Annotated in this window: 18 protein-coding genes; 6 read left to right on the top strand and 12 right to left on the bottom strand. The window is 72.1% G+C overall.

Going from position 1 to position 18,080, the window contains the following annotated elements:
• The first annotated feature begins 30 nt into the window (after window positions 1-30).
• On the top strand, window positions 31-369 hold the full coding sequence (locus ABEB09_RS11515; protein WP_345689768.1) for a hypothetical protein: 339 nt from the start codon (window positions 31-33) through the stop codon (window positions 367-369).
• 76 nt (window positions 370-445) lie between these two features.
• On the opposite strand, the gene ABEB09_RS11510 is transcribed toward ABEB09_RS11515, so the two are convergent.
• From ABEB09_RS11510 to deoC, 3 genes are read right to left on the bottom strand one after another with little or no spacing between them, the layout of a single operon-like run.
• The gene (locus ABEB09_RS11510; RefSeq protein ID WP_345689765.1) at window positions 446-1,345 is read right to left on the bottom strand and encodes an aldehyde dehydrogenase family protein; all 900 of its coding nucleotides are present in this window, start codon (window positions 1,343-1,345) and stop codon (window positions 446-448) included.
• Window positions 1,338-2,771, bottom strand: coding sequence for an aldehyde dehydrogenase family protein (locus ABEB09_RS11505; RefSeq protein WP_345689763.1), 1,434 nt, complete (start codon window positions 2,769-2,771; stop codon window positions 1,338-1,340). Before ABEB09_RS11505 ends, ABEB09_RS11510 begins: the two co-directional genes overlap by 8 nt.
• A 5-nt stretch (window positions 2,772-2,776) precedes the next feature.
• Complete coding sequence (deoC, locus tag ABEB09_RS11500) at window positions 2,777-3,724, bottom strand: deoxyribose-phosphate aldolase (RefSeq protein WP_345693913.1); 948 nt, start codon at window positions 3,722-3,724, stop codon at window positions 2,777-2,779.
• Window positions 3,725-3,846: 122 nt separating this feature from the next.
• Between deoC and ABEB09_RS11495 the strand changes: the two genes are divergently transcribed.
• Window positions 3,847-4,425 (top strand): PH domain-containing protein, encoded by a 579-nt coding sequence (locus tag ABEB09_RS11495; RefSeq protein WP_345689761.1) that lies wholly within the window; start codon window positions 3,847-3,849, stop codon window positions 4,423-4,425.
• 263 nt (window positions 4,426-4,688) lie between these two features.
• Here the strand turns inward: ABEB09_RS11495 and ABEB09_RS11490 are convergent, their stop codons facing one another.
• The 3 genes from ABEB09_RS11490 to ABEB09_RS11480 all read right to left on the bottom strand — a co-directional run bounded on the left by ABEB09_RS11490 (window position 4,689) and on the right by ABEB09_RS11480 (window position 7,857).
• Window positions 4,689-6,350, bottom strand: a complete 1,662-nt coding sequence (locus tag ABEB09_RS11490) for a phospho-sugar mutase (RefSeq protein ID WP_345689759.1) — start codon at window positions 6,348-6,350, stop codon at window positions 4,689-4,691.
• A 54-nt stretch (window positions 6,351-6,404) separates the two neighbouring features.
• Window positions 6,405-7,229: a purine-nucleoside phosphorylase gene (locus tag ABEB09_RS11485; RefSeq protein WP_345689757.1), complete on the bottom strand. Its 825-nt coding sequence runs from the start codon at window positions 7,227-7,229 to the stop codon at window positions 6,405-6,407.
• A gap of 190 nt (window positions 7,230-7,419) precedes the next feature.
• Window positions 7,420-7,857, bottom strand: coding sequence for a gamma-glutamylcyclotransferase family protein (locus ABEB09_RS11480; protein WP_071965776.1), 438 nt, complete (start codon window positions 7,855-7,857; stop codon window positions 7,420-7,422).
• A gap of 107 nt (window positions 7,858-7,964) precedes the next feature.
• Here ABEB09_RS11480 and ABEB09_RS11475 point away from each other — a divergent pair, with 107 nt between their 5' ends.
• The gene (locus ABEB09_RS11475) at window positions 7,965-9,500 is read left to right on the top strand and encodes an NAD(P)H-quinone dehydrogenase (protein WP_345689750.1); all 1,536 of its coding nucleotides are present in this window, start codon (window positions 7,965-7,967) and stop codon (window positions 9,498-9,500) included.
• 267 nt (window positions 9,501-9,767) lie between these two features.
• Entirely contained in the window at window positions 9,768-10,688 is a 921-nt protein-coding gene (locus tag ABEB09_RS11470; protein WP_446697148.1) for a DeoR/GlpR family DNA-binding transcription regulator, read from the top strand.
• Window positions 10,689-10,910: 222 nt separating this feature from the next.
• Here the strand turns inward: ABEB09_RS11470 and ABEB09_RS11465 are convergent, their stop codons facing one another.
• Window positions 10,911-11,474 carry a TetR/AcrR family transcriptional regulator gene (locus ABEB09_RS11465; protein WP_345689746.1) on the bottom strand — a complete coding sequence of 188 codons (564 nt, stop codon included), beginning with the start codon at window positions 11,472-11,474 and terminating at the stop codon, window positions 10,911-10,913.
• A 107-nt stretch (window positions 11,475-11,581) separates the two neighbouring features.
• Complete coding sequence (locus ABEB09_RS11460; protein ID WP_345689744.1) at window positions 11,582-13,342, bottom strand: acetyl/propionyl/methylcrotonyl-CoA carboxylase subunit alpha; 1,761 nt, start codon at window positions 13,340-13,342, stop codon at window positions 11,582-11,584.
• Between the two features lie 429 nt (window positions 13,343-13,771).
• Here ABEB09_RS11460 and ABEB09_RS11455 point away from each other — a divergent pair, with 429 nt between their 5' ends.
• Window positions 13,772-14,233: a hypothetical protein gene (locus ABEB09_RS11455; protein ID WP_345689742.1), complete on the top strand. Its 462-nt coding sequence runs from the start codon at window positions 13,772-13,774 to the stop codon at window positions 14,231-14,233.
• A 27-nt stretch (window positions 14,234-14,260) separates the two neighbouring features.
• Here ABEB09_RS11455 and ABEB09_RS11450 read toward each other — a convergent pair whose 3' ends face one another.
• From ABEB09_RS11450 to ABEB09_RS11435, 4 genes are all read right to left on the bottom strand, one after another.
• Window positions 14,261-14,863: a Maf family protein gene (locus ABEB09_RS11450; RefSeq protein ID WP_345689740.1), complete on the bottom strand. Its 603-nt coding sequence runs from the start codon at window positions 14,861-14,863 to the stop codon at window positions 14,261-14,263.
• 49 nt (window positions 14,864-14,912) lie between these two features.
• Entirely contained in the window at window positions 14,913-15,041 is a 129-nt protein-coding gene (mmpB, locus tag ABEB09_RS11445) for a morphogenic membrane protein MmpB (RefSeq protein ID WP_345689738.1), read from the bottom strand.
• Between the two features lie 116 nt (window positions 15,042-15,157).
• On the bottom strand, window positions 15,158-15,367 hold the full coding sequence (locus ABEB09_RS11440) for an acyl-CoA carboxylase epsilon subunit (RefSeq protein ID WP_345689736.1): 210 nt from the start codon (window positions 15,365-15,367) through the stop codon (window positions 15,158-15,160).
• A gap of 8 nt (window positions 15,368-15,375) precedes the next feature.
• Window positions 15,376-16,965 (bottom strand): acyl-CoA carboxylase subunit beta, encoded by a 1,590-nt coding sequence (locus tag ABEB09_RS11435; protein WP_345689734.1) that lies wholly within the window; start codon window positions 16,963-16,965, stop codon window positions 15,376-15,378.
• Window positions 16,966-17,084: 119 nt separating this feature from the next.
• On the opposite strand from ABEB09_RS11435, the gene ABEB09_RS11430 reads away from it, so the two are divergent.
• The gene (locus ABEB09_RS11430; RefSeq protein ID WP_345689732.1) at window positions 17,085-17,960 is read left to right on the top strand and encodes a biotin--[acetyl-CoA-carboxylase] ligase; all 876 of its coding nucleotides are present in this window, start codon (window positions 17,085-17,087) and stop codon (window positions 17,958-17,960) included.
• Window positions 17,961-18,080: the final 120 nt, after the last annotated feature.

Below are 18,080 nucleotides of genomic sequence, written 5' to 3'. Positions count from 1 at the left end.
CCGACTGATCACTCTCCAGGCAGGATTCTCATGAACCCCTTGCTGAAGGCCGGGCTGACCACCGTTTCGGCGCTCGGTGCCGCCCTCGGCGCCGCCGGAGGCACGGCCCAGGCGGTGCAACTGCCCGCGACCGACCCCGCGGCGGCCGTCCAGGGCGTCTCCGGCGCCCTGCCGTACGCGGCGGCGCCGGTGAAGCACCTGAAGATCAACCCGCTGGCGGAGACGGGCGTGGACCCGCTGAACAACGGCGTGGGCACGCAGGTCTCGGACTTCAAGCCGGTCGACACCTCGTCCGCCACGGGCTCGCTGACCAGCGCGCCGAACCTGCCGGTCGCCGGACCGCTGCTGGGCGGTGTCCTGCCCGGCTGAGCGGGCGGGCGGCACGGAGCGGCCCCGCCTCCCCCGGACGGAGGGGAGGCGGGGCCGCGGCGCGGGGACCCCGAGGTCAGTACGACGAGCCGGACGCGCCCAGGGAACCCGTGGGGTGCCAGACCGTCTTGGTCTCCAGGAAGGCCGTCAGCCGGCCGGTGCCGGGGTCGGCGGAGAAGTCCACAGGCTGTGGACGCAGAACGCGCTTGAGGTTGTCCGCCGCGGCGATCTCCAGGTCGCGCGCCAGCTCGGCGCTCGCCCCCGTGAGGTCGATGGCGTTGACGTCCTGGTGCGCGGCGAGCGGCGTGGCGATCTCGGCCGTACGGCCCGACAGGATGTTGACGACACCGCCCGGGACGTCCGAGGTGGCCAGCACCTCGGCCAGGGACAGGGCCGGCAGCGGGGCCTTCTCGCTGGCCACGACGACCGCCGTGTTGCCCGTGGCGATCACCGGGGCGACCACCGACACCAGGCCCAGCAGCGACGACTCCTGGGGGGCGACGACGGCGACGACGCCGGTGGGCTCTGGCGTGGACAGGTTGAAGAACGGGCCCGCGACCGGGTTGGCGCCGCCCACGACCTGGGCGATCTTGTCGGTCCAGCCCGCGTACCAGACCCAGCGGTCCACGGCCGCCTCGACGACCGCCGCCGCCTGGGACTTCGACAGGCCCTCCGCGTCCGCGACCTCGCGCACGAACTGGCCCCTGCGGCCCTCCAGCATCTCCGCGACGCGGTACAGGACCTGGCCGCGGTTGTAGGCGGTCGCGCCGGACCAGCCGCCGAACGCCTTGCGGGCGGCGACGACCGCGTCACGCGCGTCCTTGCGGGAGGAGAGCGGCGCGTTGGCCAGCCACTTGCCCTTGTGGTCCTGCACTTCGTACACCCGGCCGCTCTCGCTGCGGGGGAACTTTCCCCCGACGTACAGCTTGTAGGTCTTGAAGACGCTCAGACGGTTCTGCTCGGACTTGTCAGACATCGAGGTACGCCTCCAGGCCGTGACGGCCGCCCTCGCGGCCGAAGCCCGACTCCTTGTAGCCGCCGAACGGCGAGGTCGGGTCGAACTTGTTGAACGTGTTGGCCCAGACGACGCCCGCCCGGAGCTTGTTCGCCACCGCGAGGATGCGGGAGCCCTTCTCCGTCCAGATGCCGGCGGACAGGCCGTACTGGCTGTTGTTGGCCTTCGCGACGGCCTCGTCCGGCGTGCGGAACGTCAGCACCGACAGGACCGGGCCGAAGATCTCGTCGCGGGCGATGGTGTGCGCCTGCGTGACGTTCGTGAAGAGCGTCGGCGCGAACCAGTAGCCGGTGGAGGGGATCTCGCACGCGGGGGACCAGCGCTCCGCGCCCTCCGCCTCGCCGGTCTCGGCGAGGGCCTTGATACGGGCCAGCTGCTCCGCCGAGTTGATGGCGCCGATGTCGGTGTTCTTGTCCAGCGGGTCGCCCAGGCGCAGCGTCGACAGGCGGCGCTTCAGGGAGTCCAGCAGCTCGTCCTGGATCGACTCCTGGACCAGCAGGCGGGAGCCCGCGCAGCAGACCTGGCCCTGGTTGAAGAAGATGCCGGTGACGATGCCCTCGACGGCCTGGTCGATCGGCGCGTCGTCGAAGACGATGTTGGCGCCCTTGCCGCCCAGCTCCAGCGTGAGCTTCTTGTCCGTGCCCGCGACCTGGCGGGCGATGGCCTTGCCCACGGCCGTCGAGCCGGTGAACGCCACCTTGTTCACGTCCGGGTGCTCGACCAGCGCGGCGCCGGTGTCCCCGTAACCCGGGACGATGTTGACGACGCCCTTGGGCAGGCCCGCCTGGCGGCAGATGTCCGCGAAGAACAGCGCCGACAGCGGCGTCGTCTCGGCGGGCTTCAGCACGACCGTGTTGCCCGCGGCGAGCGCCGGGGCGATCTTCCACGCCAGCATCAGCAGCGGGAAGTTCCACGGGATGACCTGGCCGGCGACGCCCAGCGGGCGCGGGTTCGGGCCGAAGCCCGCGTGGTCCAGCTTGTCGGCCCAGCCCGCGTAGTAGAAGAAGTGCGCGGCGACCAGCGGGAGGTCCGCGTCGCGGGTCTCCTTGATCGGCTTGCCGTTGTCCAGGGTCTCCAGGACGGCCAGCTCGCGGGAGCGCTCCTGGATGATCCGCGCGATGCGGAACAGGTACTTGGCGCGCTCGGTGCCCGGCAGCGCCGACCACTTCTCGAAGGCCTTGCGGGCCGCCCTGACCGCGCGGTCCACGTCCTCGGCCCCGGCCTGGGCGACCTCCGACAGCACCTCCTCGGTCGCGGGGGAGACGGTCTTGAAGACCTTGCCGTCCGCGGCCTCGGTGAACTCGCCGTCGATGAACAGGCCGTAGGACGGCGCGATGTCGACGACCGAGCGGGACTCGGGGGCGGGTGCGTACTCGAACTTAGTCATCGTGATCAGTCCACCGTCACGTAGTCGGGGCCGGAGTAACGTCCGGTGGCCAGCTTCTGACGCTGCATGAGCAGGTCGTTGAGCAGGCTCGACGCGCCGAACCGGAACCAGTGGTTGTCCAGCCAGTCCTCGCCCACGGTCTCGTTGACCAGGACCAGGAACTTGATCGCGTCCTTGGTGCTGCGGATGCCGCCCGCGGGCTTCACGCCCACCTGGATCCCCGTCTGCGCCCGGAAGTCGCGCACGGCCTCCAGCATGAGCAGGGTGTTGGCGGGGGTGGCGTTGACCGCGACCTTGCCGGTCGACGTCTTGATGAAGTCCGCGCCGGCGATCATGCCGAGCCAGGAGGCGCGGCGGATGTTGTCGTACGTGGACAGCTCGCCGGTCTCGAAGATGACCTTGAGGCGCGCGGGGCCGCAGGCCTCCTTCACGGCGCGGATCTCCTCGTAGACCTTCAGGTAGTCGCCCGCGAGGAACGCGCCGCGGTCGATGACCATGTCGATCTCGTCCGCCCCGGCGGCGACGGCGTCGCGGGTGTCCGCGAGCTTCACGTCGAGGGCGGCGCGGCCCGCCGGGAACGCGGTGGCCACGGAGGCGACCTTCACGTCCGTGCCGGCCAGGCCGGCCTTGGCGGCCGCCACCATGTCCGGGTAGACGCAGACGGCGGCGGTGGTGGGCGTGGTGCGGTCGGTCGGGTCGGGGTGGACGGCCTTGGCGGCGAGCGCCCGGACCTTGCCCGGGGTGTCCGCGCCTTCCAGCGTCGTCAGGTCGATCATCGAGATGGCCAGGTCGATGGCGTACGCCTTGGCCGTCGTCTTGATCGAGCGGGTACCGAGGGACGCGGCGCGCGCTTCGAGGCCGACAGGGTCCACGCCGGGCAGCCCGTGGAGGAAGCGGCGCAGTGTGCTGTCGGACGCGGTCACGTCAGCGAATGCGGAGGCATTGGTGGGCATGGTCACCAGATGAGCATATCTACGCGCGTAGCGGCCTGTACAGCCCCCGACGACAACGGTTACGAAACGGACGTCGGCGGGCGCTCGTGGTGCGGTGGGGGCCGTGAGGCACAATCGGCCGCATGACACGCCCTGAGCAGCCTGGAACTCCGTCGCAGCCCACGTACGCCGACCGGGTCTACCGGTCGCCGCTCGCCGTCGTCGGCGGGGTGCTGGTGCTCGGCATCGCCGCGTGGATGGGCGGCGACGCCGTGGTCCGCGGCGAGGGGCGTACGCCGTGGGTGGCGGCCGCGGCGCTGCTGATGGTGGTGCCCCTGGTCGTCGCCTTCAGCTTCCGGCCGGCGGTGTACGCCAACGACGACCGGCTGCGGATCCGCAACCCGTTCCGCACGATCGTGCTGCCGTGGGCGGCGGTGGAGAGCCTGCGCGCGCAGTACACGACGGAGGTGCTGACCGAGGGCGGCGCGAAGTACCAGCTCTGGGCGCTCCCCGTGTCGATGCGCGACCGGAAGCGGTCGCTCCGCGGGTCGGGCGAGGCCGTGGGGTCCGTCGCGACGCTGGGCGAGCTGCGGAACCTCGCCGAGGCGGGTGCCACGCGGCCCTCCGCCAAGGGGGAGCCGTCGGTGCGGTGGGCCTACGAGATCGTGGTGCCGGCGGTGGTGGGGCTGGTGGCGCTGGTGGTGCTGCTCGTCACGGGGTGAGGCTGGGCTGACGTGGGGCCTCCCTCTGACGGCCGTACGGCCGTTGTGCCTCGCCCGGTGGGTGGGTCCGGGGCCGCCCCGGGGTCACGTGCTCGGATTGGCGGGCTCGGGAGCATGACAGCGAAACGTCCCTGCACCGCCAATCCTGCGCGCGCGACCCCGGACCGACCCCGTTCTGTGCGTGGGCGGCCTTCGGTCGTCTGTGGTGCCGCATGCAAGAGCCCCCGTCCGGCAAGGTGTGCCGGGCGGGGGCTCTTCCGGGTTCAGATGCCCGCCGAGGCCGACAGGTCGCGCTTGATGCCCGTCAGGATCTGCGTGGCGCGTTCGCGGGCCGACGCGAGGGCCGTGGCGTCGGGTACCGGGACGATGACCTCCAGGTAGCACTTGAGCTTCGGCTCCGTGCCGCTCGGGCGGACGATCACGCGGGCCTTGTAGTCGCCCTCCAGGTAGTACCGCAGGCCGTCCGTGGGCGGCAGGGCGTCCGAGCCCCGCGTCAGGTCCTCCGCCGAGACGACCTTCAGGCCCGCCAGCTTCGCGGGCGGCACCTCGCGCAGCCGGCGCATCGCGTCCCCGATGATGCTCAGGTCCTCGACGCGGACGGACAGCTGGTCCGTGGCGTGCAGCCCGTGCGCGACCGCCAGGTCGTCGAGGAGGTCCGTGAGCGTACGGCCCTGGGCCTTCAGCTCCGAGGCCAGCTCGGCGACCAGCAGGGCCGCCGTGATGCCGTCCTTGTCGCGCACGCCCTCGGGGTCGACGCAGTAGCCGAGCGCCTCCTCGTAGCCGTAGCGCAGGCCCTCCACACGGGCGATCCACTTGAAGCCCGTCAGGGTCTCGGCGTGGCCCACGCCCGCCGCCTCGGCGATCCGGCCCAGCAGGGACGACGAGACGATCGACTCGGCGAAGACGCCCCGCGCGCCCTTGTGGACCAGGTGCTCGGCCAGCAGCGCGCCCACCTCGTCACCGCGCAGCATGCGCCAGCCCGCCTCGGCCGACTCGTCCGGGACCGCCACCGCGCAGCGGTCGGCGTCCGGGTCGTTGGCGATGACGATGTCGGGCTGCGCCTCGCGGGCCTTCGCGAAGGCCAGGTCCATCGCGCCCGGCTCCTCCGGGTTGGGGAAGGCGACCGTCGGGAAGGCGGGGTCGGGCTCGGCCTGCTCGGCCACCAGGATCGGGGCCGGGAAGCCCGCGCGTTCGAAGGCCGCCAGGACGACGTCCTTGCCCACGCCGTGCATGGCCGTGTAGACGACCCGGGCCGTGCGCGGCGTACCGGGCGTGAGGACCGCGTCCGTACGCGCGAGGTAGGAGTCCAGGACCTCGTCGCCGAGCGTGTCCCAGTCCGCCTCGGCGCGCTCCACGTCGGCCAGGGACCGGACCGCGGCGATCTCCGCGGCGATCTCCGCGTCGGCGGGCGGCACGATCTGGGAGCCGTCGCCCAGGTAGACCTTGTAGCCGTTGTCGCGCGGCGGGTTGTGGCTGGCCGTGACCTCGACGCCCGCGACCGCGCCCAGGTGCCTTATGGCGTACGCCAGGACGGGCGTCGGCAGCGGACGGGGCAGGAGCGCGGCGCGCAGCCCCGCCCCGACCATGACCGCGGCCGTGTCGAGCGCGAAGTCCGCGGACTTGTAGCGGGCGTCGTAGCCGATGACCACGAGCCCGCCGGTCTGCCCCTTCGCCTTCAGGTACGCCGCGAGGCCCGCCGCGGCCCGGATGACCACCGAGCGGTTCATCCGCATCGGCCCCGCGCCCAGCTCGCCGCGCAGTCCGGCCGTGCCGAACTGGAGCGTGCCGCCGAACCGGTCGGCGAGCTCGGCCAGGTCCCGGTCCGCGATGAGCTTGGCCAGCTCGTCGCGGGTCTCCTTGTCCGGGTCCTCCGCGAGCCATGCCTCGGCCTGTGCGACGAGGTCCTGCTGCGGCGTCTGCTGCACGGTGGTCTGCCTCTCTGGTGGTGTCGTACGGCTCTCAGGTACCCGGTGCGGGCGTCAGATGCGCTCCAGCACGCGGGTGAGCAGCTGGCCCATGCGGGCGGCGGAGTCCCGGCCTGCCTGGAGGACCTCCTCGTGGTTCAGCGGCTCACCCGAGAGGCCCGCGGCCAGATTGGTGACGAGGGAGATGCCGAGGACCTCGGCGCCGGCCTCGCGGGCCGCGATGGCCTCCAGGACGGTCGACATGCCGACGAGGTCGCCGCCGAGCACGCGGACCATGTTGATCTCGGCCGGGGTCTCGTAGTGCGGGCCGGGGAACTGGACGTACACGCCCTCTTCGAGGGTCTCGTCGACCTCCTTGCACAGCGCGCGCAGCCGCGGTGAGTACAGGTCCGTGAGGTCGACGAAGTTCGCGCCGACGATCGGGGACGCGGCGGTGAGGTTCAGGTGGTCGCTGATCAGGACCGGCTGGCCGGGGCGCATGCCCTCGCGCAGGCCGCCGCAGCCGTTGGTGAGGACGACGGTCTTGCAGCCGGCGGCGACGGCGGTGCGCACGCCGTGGGCGACGGCGGCGACGCCACGGCCCTCGTAGAAGTGCGTACGGCCCAGGAAGACCAGGGCGCGCTTGGCGCCGATCCGGTACGAGCGGATCTTGCCGCCGTGGCCCTCGACGGCCGGCGGCGGGAAGCCGGGAAGCTCCGTGACGGGGAACTCGGCCTCGGGGGCGCCGAGGGCGTCCACGGCCGGGGCCCAGCCGGAGCCCATCACCAGGGCGACGTCGTGGTTCTCGGTGCCGGTCAGCTCGCGCAGGCGCGCGGCGGCGTCGGCGGCTGCGGCGTAGGGGTCGCCCTGGAGGTGGTCCGGGGTGGCGTTTGCGTTCACAGAGTCTCTCGCCTCGCGAAGGAACGTGGCCCCGGACCGGCGGTCCGGCCGGCCGGGGGTCCGGGGTTCGCCCCGGAAGGATTGGTACGCGCAAGAGCGTAGCCCGAGTTTGCCTACGCGCGTAGATGACGATGCGGACGGACATCCGATCGTTGTCTTGTCGTTTCCCACGAAATCCGGCGAGGGCCGCTCAACACGGACGCTTGCGCAGCTCCATGACGTAGTCGTGCGGCGCGCCCGCCGACTCCGCGGCGTCGGCGATCTCGCCCAGGTAGCGGGCGGACGGCAGGCCGCCCTCGTAGCCGTTCAGCACGTACACCCAGGCGGGCTCCTCGCCGTCCAGGGTGTGGACCCTCACCCGCATGCGCCGGTAGATGTCGAGCCCGACGCCCTCCCAGCGGTCCATCGAGTCCTCGTCCATCGGGGCGATGTCGTACAGCGCGACGAAGACCTGCGAGCGCGGCGCCTCCACGATCGTCGCGAGCGCCCCCTCCCAGCCCATCTGCTCTCCGCCGAAGGTGAGCCGCCAGCCGTTCAGCCAGCCGGTGCCGCGCAGCGGGGAGTGCGGGGCGCGGCGGGTCATCAGCCGCGCGTCGAGGTTGCCGGCGTACGCGGCGTAGAGCGACATGGGATCGAGGGTACGGGAGGGGTGGGGGTGGGCGCTGTTCCGCGGCCCGATCAGCGGTGGGCCGAAGGAGGGGCCCCGGGGCGAGCCTCGCCCGGCCGTGCGGGACAATGAAGTACGTACTCCCATCCATCGAGGACAATCCCCGACCCCGGGCCCACCACGGTCCGCGGGTTGCCGTGACGAGAGCGCGAGGCGTAACCCCAGTGACCCGGATCGTGATCATCGGTGGCGGACCCGGCGGATACGAGGCGGCCCTGGTGGGCGCCCAGCTCGGCGCGGAGGTGACCGTCGTGGACTGCGACGGCCTCGGCGGAGCGTCCGTCCTGACGGACTGCGTCCCTTCGAAGACCCTCATCGCGACGGCCGAGGTCATGACGACCTTCGACTCCTCGTACGAGGAGCTGGGCATCATCGTCGCGGACGACACCCCGCACGTGGAGCAGGCCGCCCGCGTCGTCGGCGTCGACCTCGGCAAGGTCAACCGACGGGTGAAGCGCCTCGCGCTGGCCCAGTCCCACGACATCACCGCCTCCGTCACCCGCGCCGGTGCCCGCGTCATGCGCGGCCGCGGCCGGCTCGACGGGCGGCAGGCCCTGGACGGCTCGCGCCGCGTGATCGTCACCGCGGCCGACGGCACCGAGGAGACCCTGACCGCCGACGCCGTGCTCGTCGCGACCGGCGGGCACCCGCGCGAGATCCCGGACGCCCAGCCCGACGGCGAGCGCATCCTCAACTGGACCCAGGTCTACGACCTGGAGGAGCTGCCCGAAGAGCTGATCGTGGTCGGCTCCGGCGTGACCGGCGCCGAGTTCGCCGGCGCCTACCAGGCGCTCGGCTCGCGCGTCACGCTCGTCTCGTCCCGCGACCGCGTGCTGCCCGGCGAGGACCCGGACGCGGCGGCCGTCCTGGAGGACGTGTTCCGGCGCCGCGGCATGAACGTGATGGCACGCTCGCGCGCCCAGTCGGCCAAACGGGTGGGCGACCGCGTCGAGGTCACCCTCGCCGACGGCCGGGTCATCTCCGGTACGCACTGCCTGATGGCGGTCGGCGCCATCCCCAACACGGCCGGAATGGGCCTGGAGGAGGCGGGCGTCCGCCTCAAGGACTCGGGCCACATCTGGACCGACAAGGTCTCCCGCACCTCCGCCCCCGGTGTGTACGCGGCCGGCGATGTCACCGGCGTGTTCGCCCTGGCCTCCGTGGCGGCCATGCAGGGACGTATCGCCATGTACCACTTCCTCGGCGAGACGGTGGCCCCGCTCAGCCTCAAGACGGTCTCCTCGAACGTCTTCACGGACCCCGAGATCGCTACGGTCGGTTACACGCAGGCGGACGTCGACGCGGGCAAGATCGACGCCCGGGTCGTCAAGCTGCCGCTGCTGCGCAACCCGCGCGCCAAGATGCAGGGCATCAGGGACGGCTTCGTCAAGATCTTCTGCCGTCCGGGCACGGGGATCGTGGTCGGCGGCTGTGTCGTCGCGCCCAAGGCCAGCGAGCTGATCCACCCGATCTCGATCGCGGTCGACAACAATCTGACGGTCGAACAGATCGCGAATGCCTTCACCGTGTACCCGTCGCTGTCGGGCTCGATCGCCGAGGTGGCACGACAGTTGCACACCCGGAAGACGGCCGACGAGGGCTGAGCGGGAGCCCGCCACGGGCAAACGGTGGCGTAAGGTCGCCAAACCGGTCATCCGGCAGCCTTGGCCGGGGGACAACCCCCGGCAACCCCCGGCAAGTCGGGACATCGATCGGTCGGAGTGCGTTCACGGACGGGGTAGCCCATACCACTTGGCGACCCCGTCTGTTCGCAACTTCTCGGATTCGGTGCATACGGCTGCAAACTCTCGGCCGCTGGGGTTACTGTCAGTTTCGTGTTCGCTGCAGAACGTCGCCAGTTGATCCTTGAAATGGTGCGGGCCAATGGAGCGGTGTCGCTCCGGGAGCTCGCCCGTGTCGTCCAGACCTCCGAAGTGACCGTACGGCGGGACGTGCGGGCACTGGAGGCCGAAGGACTACTCGACCGCCGGCACGGCGGTGCGGTCTTGCCGGGCGGATTCACGCGAGAGTCCGGCTTCCCGCAGAAATCCCATCTCGCGACCGCGGAGAAGACGGCCATCGCCGATGTGGCCGCGGGCCTCGTCGAAGAGGGCGAGGCCATCGTCGTCGGCGCCGGGACGACCACCCAGGAGCTGGCCCGCCGGCTCGCCCGGGTCCCGGGACTGACCGTGGTCACCAACTCGCTGCTGGTCGCCCAGGCCCTGGCACACGCCAACCGCGTCGAGGTCGTCATGACCGGCGGCACCCTGCGCGGCTCCAACTACGCGCTGGTCGGCAGCGGGGCCGAGCAGTCCCTCCAGGGGCTGAGAGTGTCCCGGGCCTTCCTCTCCGGGGCGGGCCTGACCGCGGAGCGCGGCCTGTCCACGTCCAACATGCTGTCCGCGAGCGTCGACCGCGCGCTGGTCCAGGCCGCGGCGGAGGTCGTGGTCCTCGCCGACCACACCAAGCTCGGCACGGACACGATGTTCCAGACCGTCCCCACGGACGTGATCACCCGGCTGGTCACCGACGAGCCGCCCCCGCACGACGACCGGGCCGCGATGGAGCTCCAGGCCCTCGCCGACCAGGGCGTCCAGATCACCGTCGCCGGATCCGGCGCCGCCGAGGCCCCGCCCGCGGGCCGGCAGCACCGCCGGGACGTCCCCCTCCCCGGCCAGCGCGGCGGCCGCCACCCGGGCCCGCAGCTGCGCAGCGCCACCGCCTCGTCGCTGGCCGCGGAGGCCACGGCACCGGAGCGCTCGGCCCGCGTCGCGGACCTCCGCCGCCGCTGAGGACCGGGCCGGAGGCCCGCGAGGACGACGACCGCTGATCGCGGGGCGTTCCGGACCCGTCCGGGCCGGGTCGCCGGCGGGGCAGCCGGAGCCCGCTCCCTCAGTGCCCGACAGCGTGAGCCAGGCCGGACGTCGGCCATCGTGCGGGTAGCGCTCGGGCCGCGGTGCCTCAGCGCGGCTGCGCCTCAGCGACGAGAGTCGGGGCCGCGGCTCCGCAGCGTCTCAAGGCTTCAGGCCGCGCAAGGTCAGGGTCAGGAGGCGGTCCGCCAGTTCGGGGTCCGAGGGGTCCTGCTCGGCCGCCAGGGCGATCGCGTTCGTCAGCTGCATGAGGTCGCCGATCGACACGTCCCGCCGTACGACACCCGCGTCCTGCGCCCGGGTCAGCAGCCGCTCGCCCGCCGCCCGGAGCGGCACGCTGCACTGCGAGAGAGCCGAACTCGGGTCGTACGACGCCGACATCAGCGCCCTCGCCAGCCCCCGGTACTCGCCCGCGTGCGTGACGATGGCGCGCAGCCACTCCACGAGCGCCGTGCAGGGCTCGTCCGCGTGCGCCAACTCGTGCGAGCGCTGGAGCAGCGCCGTCAGGGCGTCCTGGAAGACCGCGTTCATCAGGGCATGACGGTTCGGGAAGTGCCGGTACAGCGTCCCGATCCCCACACCGGCGCGGCGCGCGATGTCCTCCAGCGCCGCGTCCGTACCGTGCTCCGCGAACGCGGCGCGCGCCACGCGCAGCAGCCGCTCGTGGTTCCGGCGGGCGTCGGCGCGCATGGGCCTGGTCGTTGTCATCGCGCGGTCCTCCCTCGTACCTCCAGCATGCCATCGTGCACATGGGTGAGGGGCCCGCGCCCGAGAGCGGCAGGCCCCTCACCCATGTCGTCCGGGGACGGAGGACGTCAGTCCTTGATTTCGCAGATGGCGGCGCCGGAGGTGATGGAGGCGCCGACCTCGGCGGTGAGGCCCTTGATGGTGCCGGCCTTGTGGGCGTTGAGGGGCTGTTCCATCTTCATGGCTTCCAGGACGACGACGAGGTCGCCTTCCTGGACTTCCTGGCCTTCCTCGACGGCGACCTTGACGATGGTGCCCTGCATGGGGGAGGCGAGGGTGTCGCCGGAGACGGTGGAGGCGGACTTGCGGGCGGCGCGGCGCTTGGGCTTGGCGCCGGCGGCCAGGCCGGTGCGGGCCAGGCTCATGCCGAGCGAGGAGGGCAGGGAGACCTCCAGGCGCTTGCCGCCGACCTCGACCACGACGGTCTCGCGGCCCGGCTCGTCCTCCGCCTCGGCCTCGGCCGGCGCGGCGAACGGGGCGATCTCGTTAACGAACTCCGTCTCGATCCACCGGGTGTGGACCGTGAAGGGGCCCTCGGCGGGGGCGAAGGCGGGGTCGGCGACGGCGGCGCGGTGGAAGGGGATGGCGGTGGCCATGCCCTCGACGTGGAACTCCGCGAGCGCACGCCGCGCACGCTCCAGGGCCTGCTGGCGGGTGGCGCCGGTGATGACGAGCTTGGCGAGCAGGGAGTCCCAGGCGGGGCCGATGACGCTGCCGGACTCGACACCGGCGTCCAGGCGGACGCCGGGGCCGGTGGGCGGGGTGAACGTGGTCACGGTGCCCGGCGCGGGCAGGAAGTTGCGGCCCGGGTCCTCGCCGTTGATGCGGAACTCGAAGGAGTGGCCGCGCACCGGCGGGTCGTCGTAGCCGAGTTCCTCGCCATCGGCGATCCGGAACATCTCCCGCACCAGGTCGATGCCGGTGACCTCTTCGGTCACGGGGTGTTCGACCTGGAGGCGGGTGTTGACCTCCAGGAAGGAAATCGTGCCGTCCGCACCGACCAAGAACTCCACCGTGCCGGCACCGACGTAGCCGGCCTCCTTCAAGATCGCCTTGGAGGCCCGGTACAGCTCGGCGTTCTGCTCGGCGCTCAGGAACGGCGCGGGCGCCTCCTCCACCAGCTTCTGGTGGCGGCGCTGCAGGGAACAGTCGCGGGTGGAGACCACCACGACGTTGCCGTGCTGGTCGGCCAGGCACTGGGTCTCGACGTGGCGCGGCTTGTCCAGGTAGCGCTCCACGAAACACTCACCGCGGCCGAAGGCCGCGACGGCCTCACGCACCGCCGAGTCGTACAGCTCGGGAACCTCTTCCAGCGTGCGGGCCACCTTCAGGCCACGCCCGCCACCACCGAAAGCGGCCTTGATCGCGATCGGCAGACCGTTCTCACGGGCGAAGGCGACGACCTCGTCCGCACCGGAGACCGGGTCGGGCGTGCCCGCGACGAGGGGCGCGCCGGCGCGCTGGGCGATGTGACGGGCGGCGACCTTGTCACCCAGGTCGCGGATGGCCTGCGGGGGCGGGCCGATCCAGATCAGCCCGGCGTCCAGGACGGCCTGCGCGAACTCGGCGTTCTCCGACAGGAATCCGTAACCGGGGTGGACCGCGTCCGCGCCCGAGTCCTTGGCGGCCTGGAGGACCTTGGCCATGTCCAGGTAACTGGTGGCCGGGGTGTCACCGCCCAGGGCGAACGCCTCGTCCGCCGCACGGACGTGCAGGGCATCCCGGTCCGGATCGGCGTAGACGGCTACGCTCGCGATCCCGGCGTCCCGGCAGGCACGGGCGACACGGACAGCGATTTCGCCACGGTTGGCGATGAGCACCTTGTGCACGATGGCTCCCTCCTTGCTCTAGTTCCCCGGAGGCGCTGCCCCCGATATGCGGCTGTGCCGCGGGCCCGACCCCGGCCGGAGCCGAAGACTTCCCAAAACACGCTGAGTTTAGGGACAGCCGACACGACGTTTCGACCCGTTCCCGGTCGTGAGGTTGCCCACACGGAGCGTGATACGTCCCTCGGCCGGACCGCTGAACCCCTTGTCCTGCCCCGGTACGCAGGGCGTCTTCACTGCACAGTAACCCCGGGGTGTGGTCAAGGTCTCTGTCCGGGCGTCCAGCCGGGCGTCCTGTTTCTTTGTGGAGTCCCTACGAATGGACGAATGATTCTTTGCCGTCCCGTCGCCGGGCGTGTCGTAGCTCTTGCCCCCTGGTTTACCGGTGAGTAGCCTGCGCGCTGTCCGTACTGCTGGTAACAGGGGGGACCCATGGCGGCCCGCAGACCGATAGCTCTCACGACGGCGGTCGTGCTGTTCGCCGAGGCGGTGGGGATCGTCCTGCTGCACAGCGTGCTGGCGGCGGTCCTGGAGGGCCAGCACATGTCCCTCGCGGGTCTCGACCCGGAGATGATGATCACGGGCACCTGGGTGCTGGGCGGCGTCTCCGGCGCCTACCTCGCCCTGTGCGGCGCCGCCCTGGCCGTGGTCGGCCTCCGCGACCGGGCGCCCGGCCGCTGGCTGCGGATCCTGCTGGTCTCCTGCGCGATCACCCACGGGGTGCTGGGCGCGGTCGTCGTGGGCCTGGTGGGGTGGACGGCCTTCGCGGTGCTGATGGTGGTGCTGGGCCTGGTGGTGCTGTCGCTGATCATGTACGGCCCGGAGCGCCACGAGCCGGCCGGGGAGGCCGCGGAGACGGCCGAGGGGCCCGCCGGCGAACCCCGGCCCGTGTGAGGGCCGGGATCCCGTACGGAAGGCGCCCTACGCCCACAAGTCCGTGACCGACACGCCCAGTTGGCCCAGCAGGCGGCGCAGCAGCGGCAGGGAGAGGCCGATGACGTTGCCCGGGTCGCCGTCGATGCCGTCGATGAAGGGCGCCGAGCGGCCGTCGAGTGTGAACGCGCCCGCCACGTTCAGGGGTTCGCCGCTGGCGACGTACGCGGCGATCTCCTCGTCCGTCGGGTCGCCGAAGCGGACCAGGGTGGACGCGGTCGCGGAGGCGTAGCGCTTGGCGGCCGTGTCGTACACGCAGTGGCCCGTCTGGAGGACGCCGACGCGGCCGCGCATGGACTTCCAGCGGGCGATGGCCTCCTCGGCGTCCGCGGGCTTGCCCAGGGCGTGACCGTCCAGTTCCAGCACCGAGTCGCAGCCGATGACGAGGGCGCCGGACACCTCGGGGCGGGCGGCGACCAGCGACGCCTTGGCCTCGGCGAGGGCGAGGGCGAGTTCGGCCGGGGTCGGGGCGGTGATCTTGCTCTCGTCGAAGCCGCTGACGACGACTTCGGGGGCGAGCCCCGCCTGGCGCAGCAGTCCGAGGCGGGCGGGGGACGCGGAGGCGAGAACGACACGGCGCTGAGCAGTCATGGCGCCATCGTACGGAAGGCCGGGGCCCCCGCCCGGTCGGCGCAGCCCCTCAGCGCAGCCCGGCGACGAACATGGCGACCACCATGGCCACGGCGAGCAGGATGCCCGCCCGGCGCAGCATGGCCTCCATGGCACGCATCTCCGGCGGCGGCTCGTTCTCGGGGTCGGACCACAGCATGCCTTCGATCCTGCGGGCCCGGCCCGCCCGGCGCCTGAGTATGCGTACTCATCCGTTCCGGGACGGGTGGACCCGCCGGTTCCGTCGGGCCACGACGGAACCGGCGTGCACCGCCGCTACAGCGGCCAGTACGTCCGCGCCCAGGACCGCGGGCCCGGACGGGGGCGGGTGCTGCGCGCTATCCGGGAGGGGTCGGACCAGCTCTCCGGGGGCAGGGGCGCGCCGCCGGTGCCGGCTGCCGCCGTGGCCGCGGCGCGCGCGCGGACCACCGCCAGTGCGGCGGCCAGCTCCTCCGGTGTCGGGTTGCCCCGTACGACCTTGATCATGGGGCTCCTTAGAGGGGGATGTTGCCGTGCTTCTTCGGAGGCAGGTTTTCCCGCTTCGTGCGCAGCTGACGCAGGCCCTTCACGATCTGCGTCCTCGTCTCCGAGGGCATGATGACGCCGTCGATGTAGCCGCGCTCGGCCGCCGTGTAGGGGTTGAGCAGGGTGTCCTCGTACTCCTGGATCAGGCGGGCGCGCAGCGCCTCCTGCTCCTCCTCCGGTGCCGCCGCGATGGCGCGGCGGTGCAGGATGTTCACCGCGCCCTGGGCACCCATGACCGCGATCTGCGCCGTCGGCCAGGCCAGGTTCAGGTCGGCGCCCAGGTGCTTGGAGCCCATGACGTCGTACGCGCCGCCGAAGGCCTTGCGGGTGATCACGGTGATCAGCGGGACGGTCGCCTCCGCGTACGCGTAGATCAGCTTGGCGCCGCGGCGGATGATGCCGCCGTACTCCTGGTCGACGCCGGGCAGGAAGCCGGGCACGTCGACGAAGGTGAGGACCGGGATGTTGAAGGCGTCGCAGGTGCGGACGAAGCGGGCCGCCTTCTCGGAGGCGTTGATGTCGAGGCAGCCCGCGAACTGCATCGGCTGGTTCGCGACCACGCCCACCGGGTAGCCCTCGACGCGCCCGAAGCCGGTGACGATGTTCGGCGCGAACAGCGCCTGCGTCTCCAGGAACTCGCCGTCGTCCAGGACGTGCTCGATGACCGTGTGCATGTCGTACGGCTGGTTCGCCGAGTCCGGGACGATGACGTCCAGCTCGCGGTCCTCGTCGGTGACCTCCGGGTCGGCCTCCTCGGGGAAGGCCGGCGGCTCGGAGAGGTTGTTCGACGGCAGGTACGACAGCAGGGACTTGACGTAGTCGATCGCGTCCTTCTCGTCGCCCGACATGTGGTGCGCCACGCCCGACGTGGTGTTGTGCGTGCGGGCGCCGCCCAGCTCCTCGAAGCCGACGTCCTCGCCGGTCACCGTCTTGATGACGTCGGGGCCGGTGATGAACATGTGCGACGTCTGGTCGACCATGACCGTGAAGTCGGTGATGGCGGGGGAGTACACGGCACCGCCGGCGCAGGGGCCGACGACCAGGCTGATCTGCGGGATCACGCCGGAGGCATGGGTGTTGCGGCGGAAGATCTCGCCGTACATGCCGAGCGCGCTCACGCCCTCCTGGATGCGGGCGCCGCCGGAGTCGTTGATGCCGATGACCGGGCAGCCGGTCTTCAGCGCGAAGTCCATCACCTTGATGATCTTCTGGCCGAAGGTCTCGCCGAGCGCGCCGCCGAAGACCGTGAAGTCCTGCGAGAACACGGCGACCGGGCGGCCGTCGACCGTGCCGTAGCCCGTGACGACGCCGTCCCCGTACGGGCGGTTCTTCTCCAGGCCGAAGTTGGTCGAGCGGTGCCGGGCGAACTCGTCCAGCTCGACGAAGGAACCCTCGTCCAGCAACAGGGCGATGCGCTCCCGGGCCGTCAACTTGCCTTTGGCGTGCTGCTTCTCGACCGCACGTTCGGAGCCCGCATGCGTCGCCTCCTCGATACGGCGCTGCAGATCCGCGAGCTTGCCCGCGGTCGTGTGAATGTCGATCTCTTGACGCTCGGACATCGGGATGCGGCTCCCTGCCTGGTCACGGGTGGTCACGGGTTCGGTGGCTACTGGCCCGTAGCGTATCGGCGGGGATGCCGTTCGGCAGTGCGGTGTTTGCCACACCTAGGCTGGGTTGCATGACGCCCTCACTTGGTCCAGGAACAGGTCCCGCCAGCCGCTGGAGCGACCTCGAGAGGCCCCCGCTCAACGCCATCGCCCTGCGCCGGGCGCTCGTCCGGCCCGGCTCCCTGTGGACCTCCCTCGACATCGTGACGGCGACCGGCTCCACCAACTCCGACCTGGCCGCCCGGGCCGCCGATCTCCCCGAGGGCGCGGTCCTCGTCGCCGAGGAGCAGACCGCGGGCCGCGGGCGGCTGGACCGCACCTGGTCGGCGCCCGCCCGCTCGGGCCTCTTCTTCTCCGTACTGCTCAAGCCGGACGTGCCCGCCGAGCGGCTGGCCTGGCTGCCCCTGCTGACCGGTGTGGCCACCGCGACCGCGCTGGCCCGTGCCGCCGGCACGGACATGGCCCTGAAGTGGCCCAACGACCTGCTCGTGACCGTCGGCAGGGGAGAGGACAAGGAGGAGCGCAAGGCCGGCGGCATCCTCGCCGAGCGCGCCGGTGAACACGGCATCGTCGTCGGGACCGGGCTGAACGTCACCCTGCGCGCCGACGAGCTGCCCGTGCCGACCGCCGGGTCGCTCGCCCTCGCCGACGCCGTCTGCACCGACCGCGACCCGCTGCTGCGGGCGGTCCTGCGGTCCCTGGAGGAGTGGTACGGCAAGTGGACCGCGGCCGGCGGCGACCCGGTGGCGTCCGGGCTCCAGGCGGCGTACGCGGCGGGCTGCGCCACGCTGGGCCGCGCCGTGCGCGCCGAGCTGCCCGGCGACCGGACCCTCACCGGCGAGGCGGTGGCGATCGACGGCCACGGGCGGCTGGTCGTCGCCACGGCGGACGGCCGGCGGGAGCCCGTGGGGGCGGGTGACATCGTCCATCTGCGCCCGGCGGACTGAACGCGCTGGCTCGCGGGGACGTGAGCCAGGGCACACCTGCCGTATCGTTGAGGCGGCTCGCCGGGGCGATCGACTCCCGGCGCTCCGGCGACAGAACGGCAGGGCAGTGCGCAGGGAACG

Source organism: Streptomyces coeruleoprunus, assembly GCF_039542925.1.
GTDB lineage: Bacteria > Actinomycetota > Actinomycetes > Streptomycetales > Streptomycetaceae > Streptomyces > Streptomyces coeruleoprunus.
The sequence above is the reverse complement of the archived record's forward strand: the minus strand, read 5'-3'. Positions and strand labels throughout refer to the sequence as shown.

Bases quoted from the DNA above. Each gene is read 5' to 3' on its own strand.
- ABEB09_RS11495 (WP_345689761.1), top strand. From the start codon at position 3,847: ATGACACGCCCTGAGCAGCCTGGAACTCCGTCGCAGCCCACGTACGCC.
- ABEB09_RS11440 (WP_345689736.1), bottom strand. From the start codon at position 15,367: ATGATCAAGGTCGTACGGGGCAACCCGACACCGGAGGAGCTGGCCGCC.
- ABEB09_RS11465 (WP_345689746.1), bottom strand. From the start codon at position 11,474: ATGACAACGACCAGGCCCATGCGCGCCGACGCCCGCCGGAACCACGAG.
- ABEB09_RS11435 (WP_345689734.1), bottom strand. From the start codon at position 16,965: ATGTCCGAGCGTCAAGAGATCGACATTCACACGACCGCGGGCAAGCTC.
- ABEB09_RS11455 (WP_345689742.1), top strand. From the start codon at position 13,772: ATGGCGGCCCGCAGACCGATAGCTCTCACGACGGCGGTCGTGCTGTTC.
- ABEB09_RS11430 (WP_345689732.1), top strand. From the start codon at position 17,085: ATGACGCCCTCACTTGGTCCAGGAACAGGTCCCGCCAGCCGCTGGAGC.
- ABEB09_RS11510 (WP_345689765.1), bottom strand. From the start codon at position 1,345: ATGTCTGACAAGTCCGAGCAGAACCGTCTGAGCGTCTTCAAGACCTAC.
- ABEB09_RS11450 (WP_345689740.1), bottom strand. From the start codon at position 14,863: ATGACTGCTCAGCGCCGTGTCGTTCTCGCCTCCGCGTCCCCCGCCCGC.
- mmpB (WP_345689738.1), bottom strand. From the start codon at position 15,041: ATGCTGTGGTCCGACCCCGAGAACGAGCCGCCGCCGGAGATGCGTGCC.
- ABEB09_RS11515 (WP_345689768.1), top strand. From the start codon at position 31: ATGAACCCCTTGCTGAAGGCCGGGCTGACCACCGTTTCGGCGCTCGGT.
- ABEB09_RS11480 (WP_071965776.1), bottom strand. From the start codon at position 7,857: ATGTCGCTCTACGCCGCGTACGCCGGCAACCTCGACGCGCGGCTGATG.
- ABEB09_RS11475 (WP_345689750.1), top strand. From the start codon at position 7,965: ATGAAGTACGTACTCCCATCCATCGAGGACAATCCCCGACCCCGGGCC.
- deoC (WP_345693913.1), bottom strand. From the start codon at position 3,724: ATGCCCACCAATGCCTCCGCATTCGCTGACGTGACCGCGTCCGACAGC.
- ABEB09_RS11470 (WP_446697148.1), top strand. From the start codon at position 9,768: ATGGTGCGGGCCAATGGAGCGGTGTCGCTCCGGGAGCTCGCCCGTGTC.
- ABEB09_RS11505 (WP_345689763.1), bottom strand. From the start codon at position 2,771: ATGACTAAGTTCGAGTACGCACCCGCCCCCGAGTCCCGCTCGGTCGTC.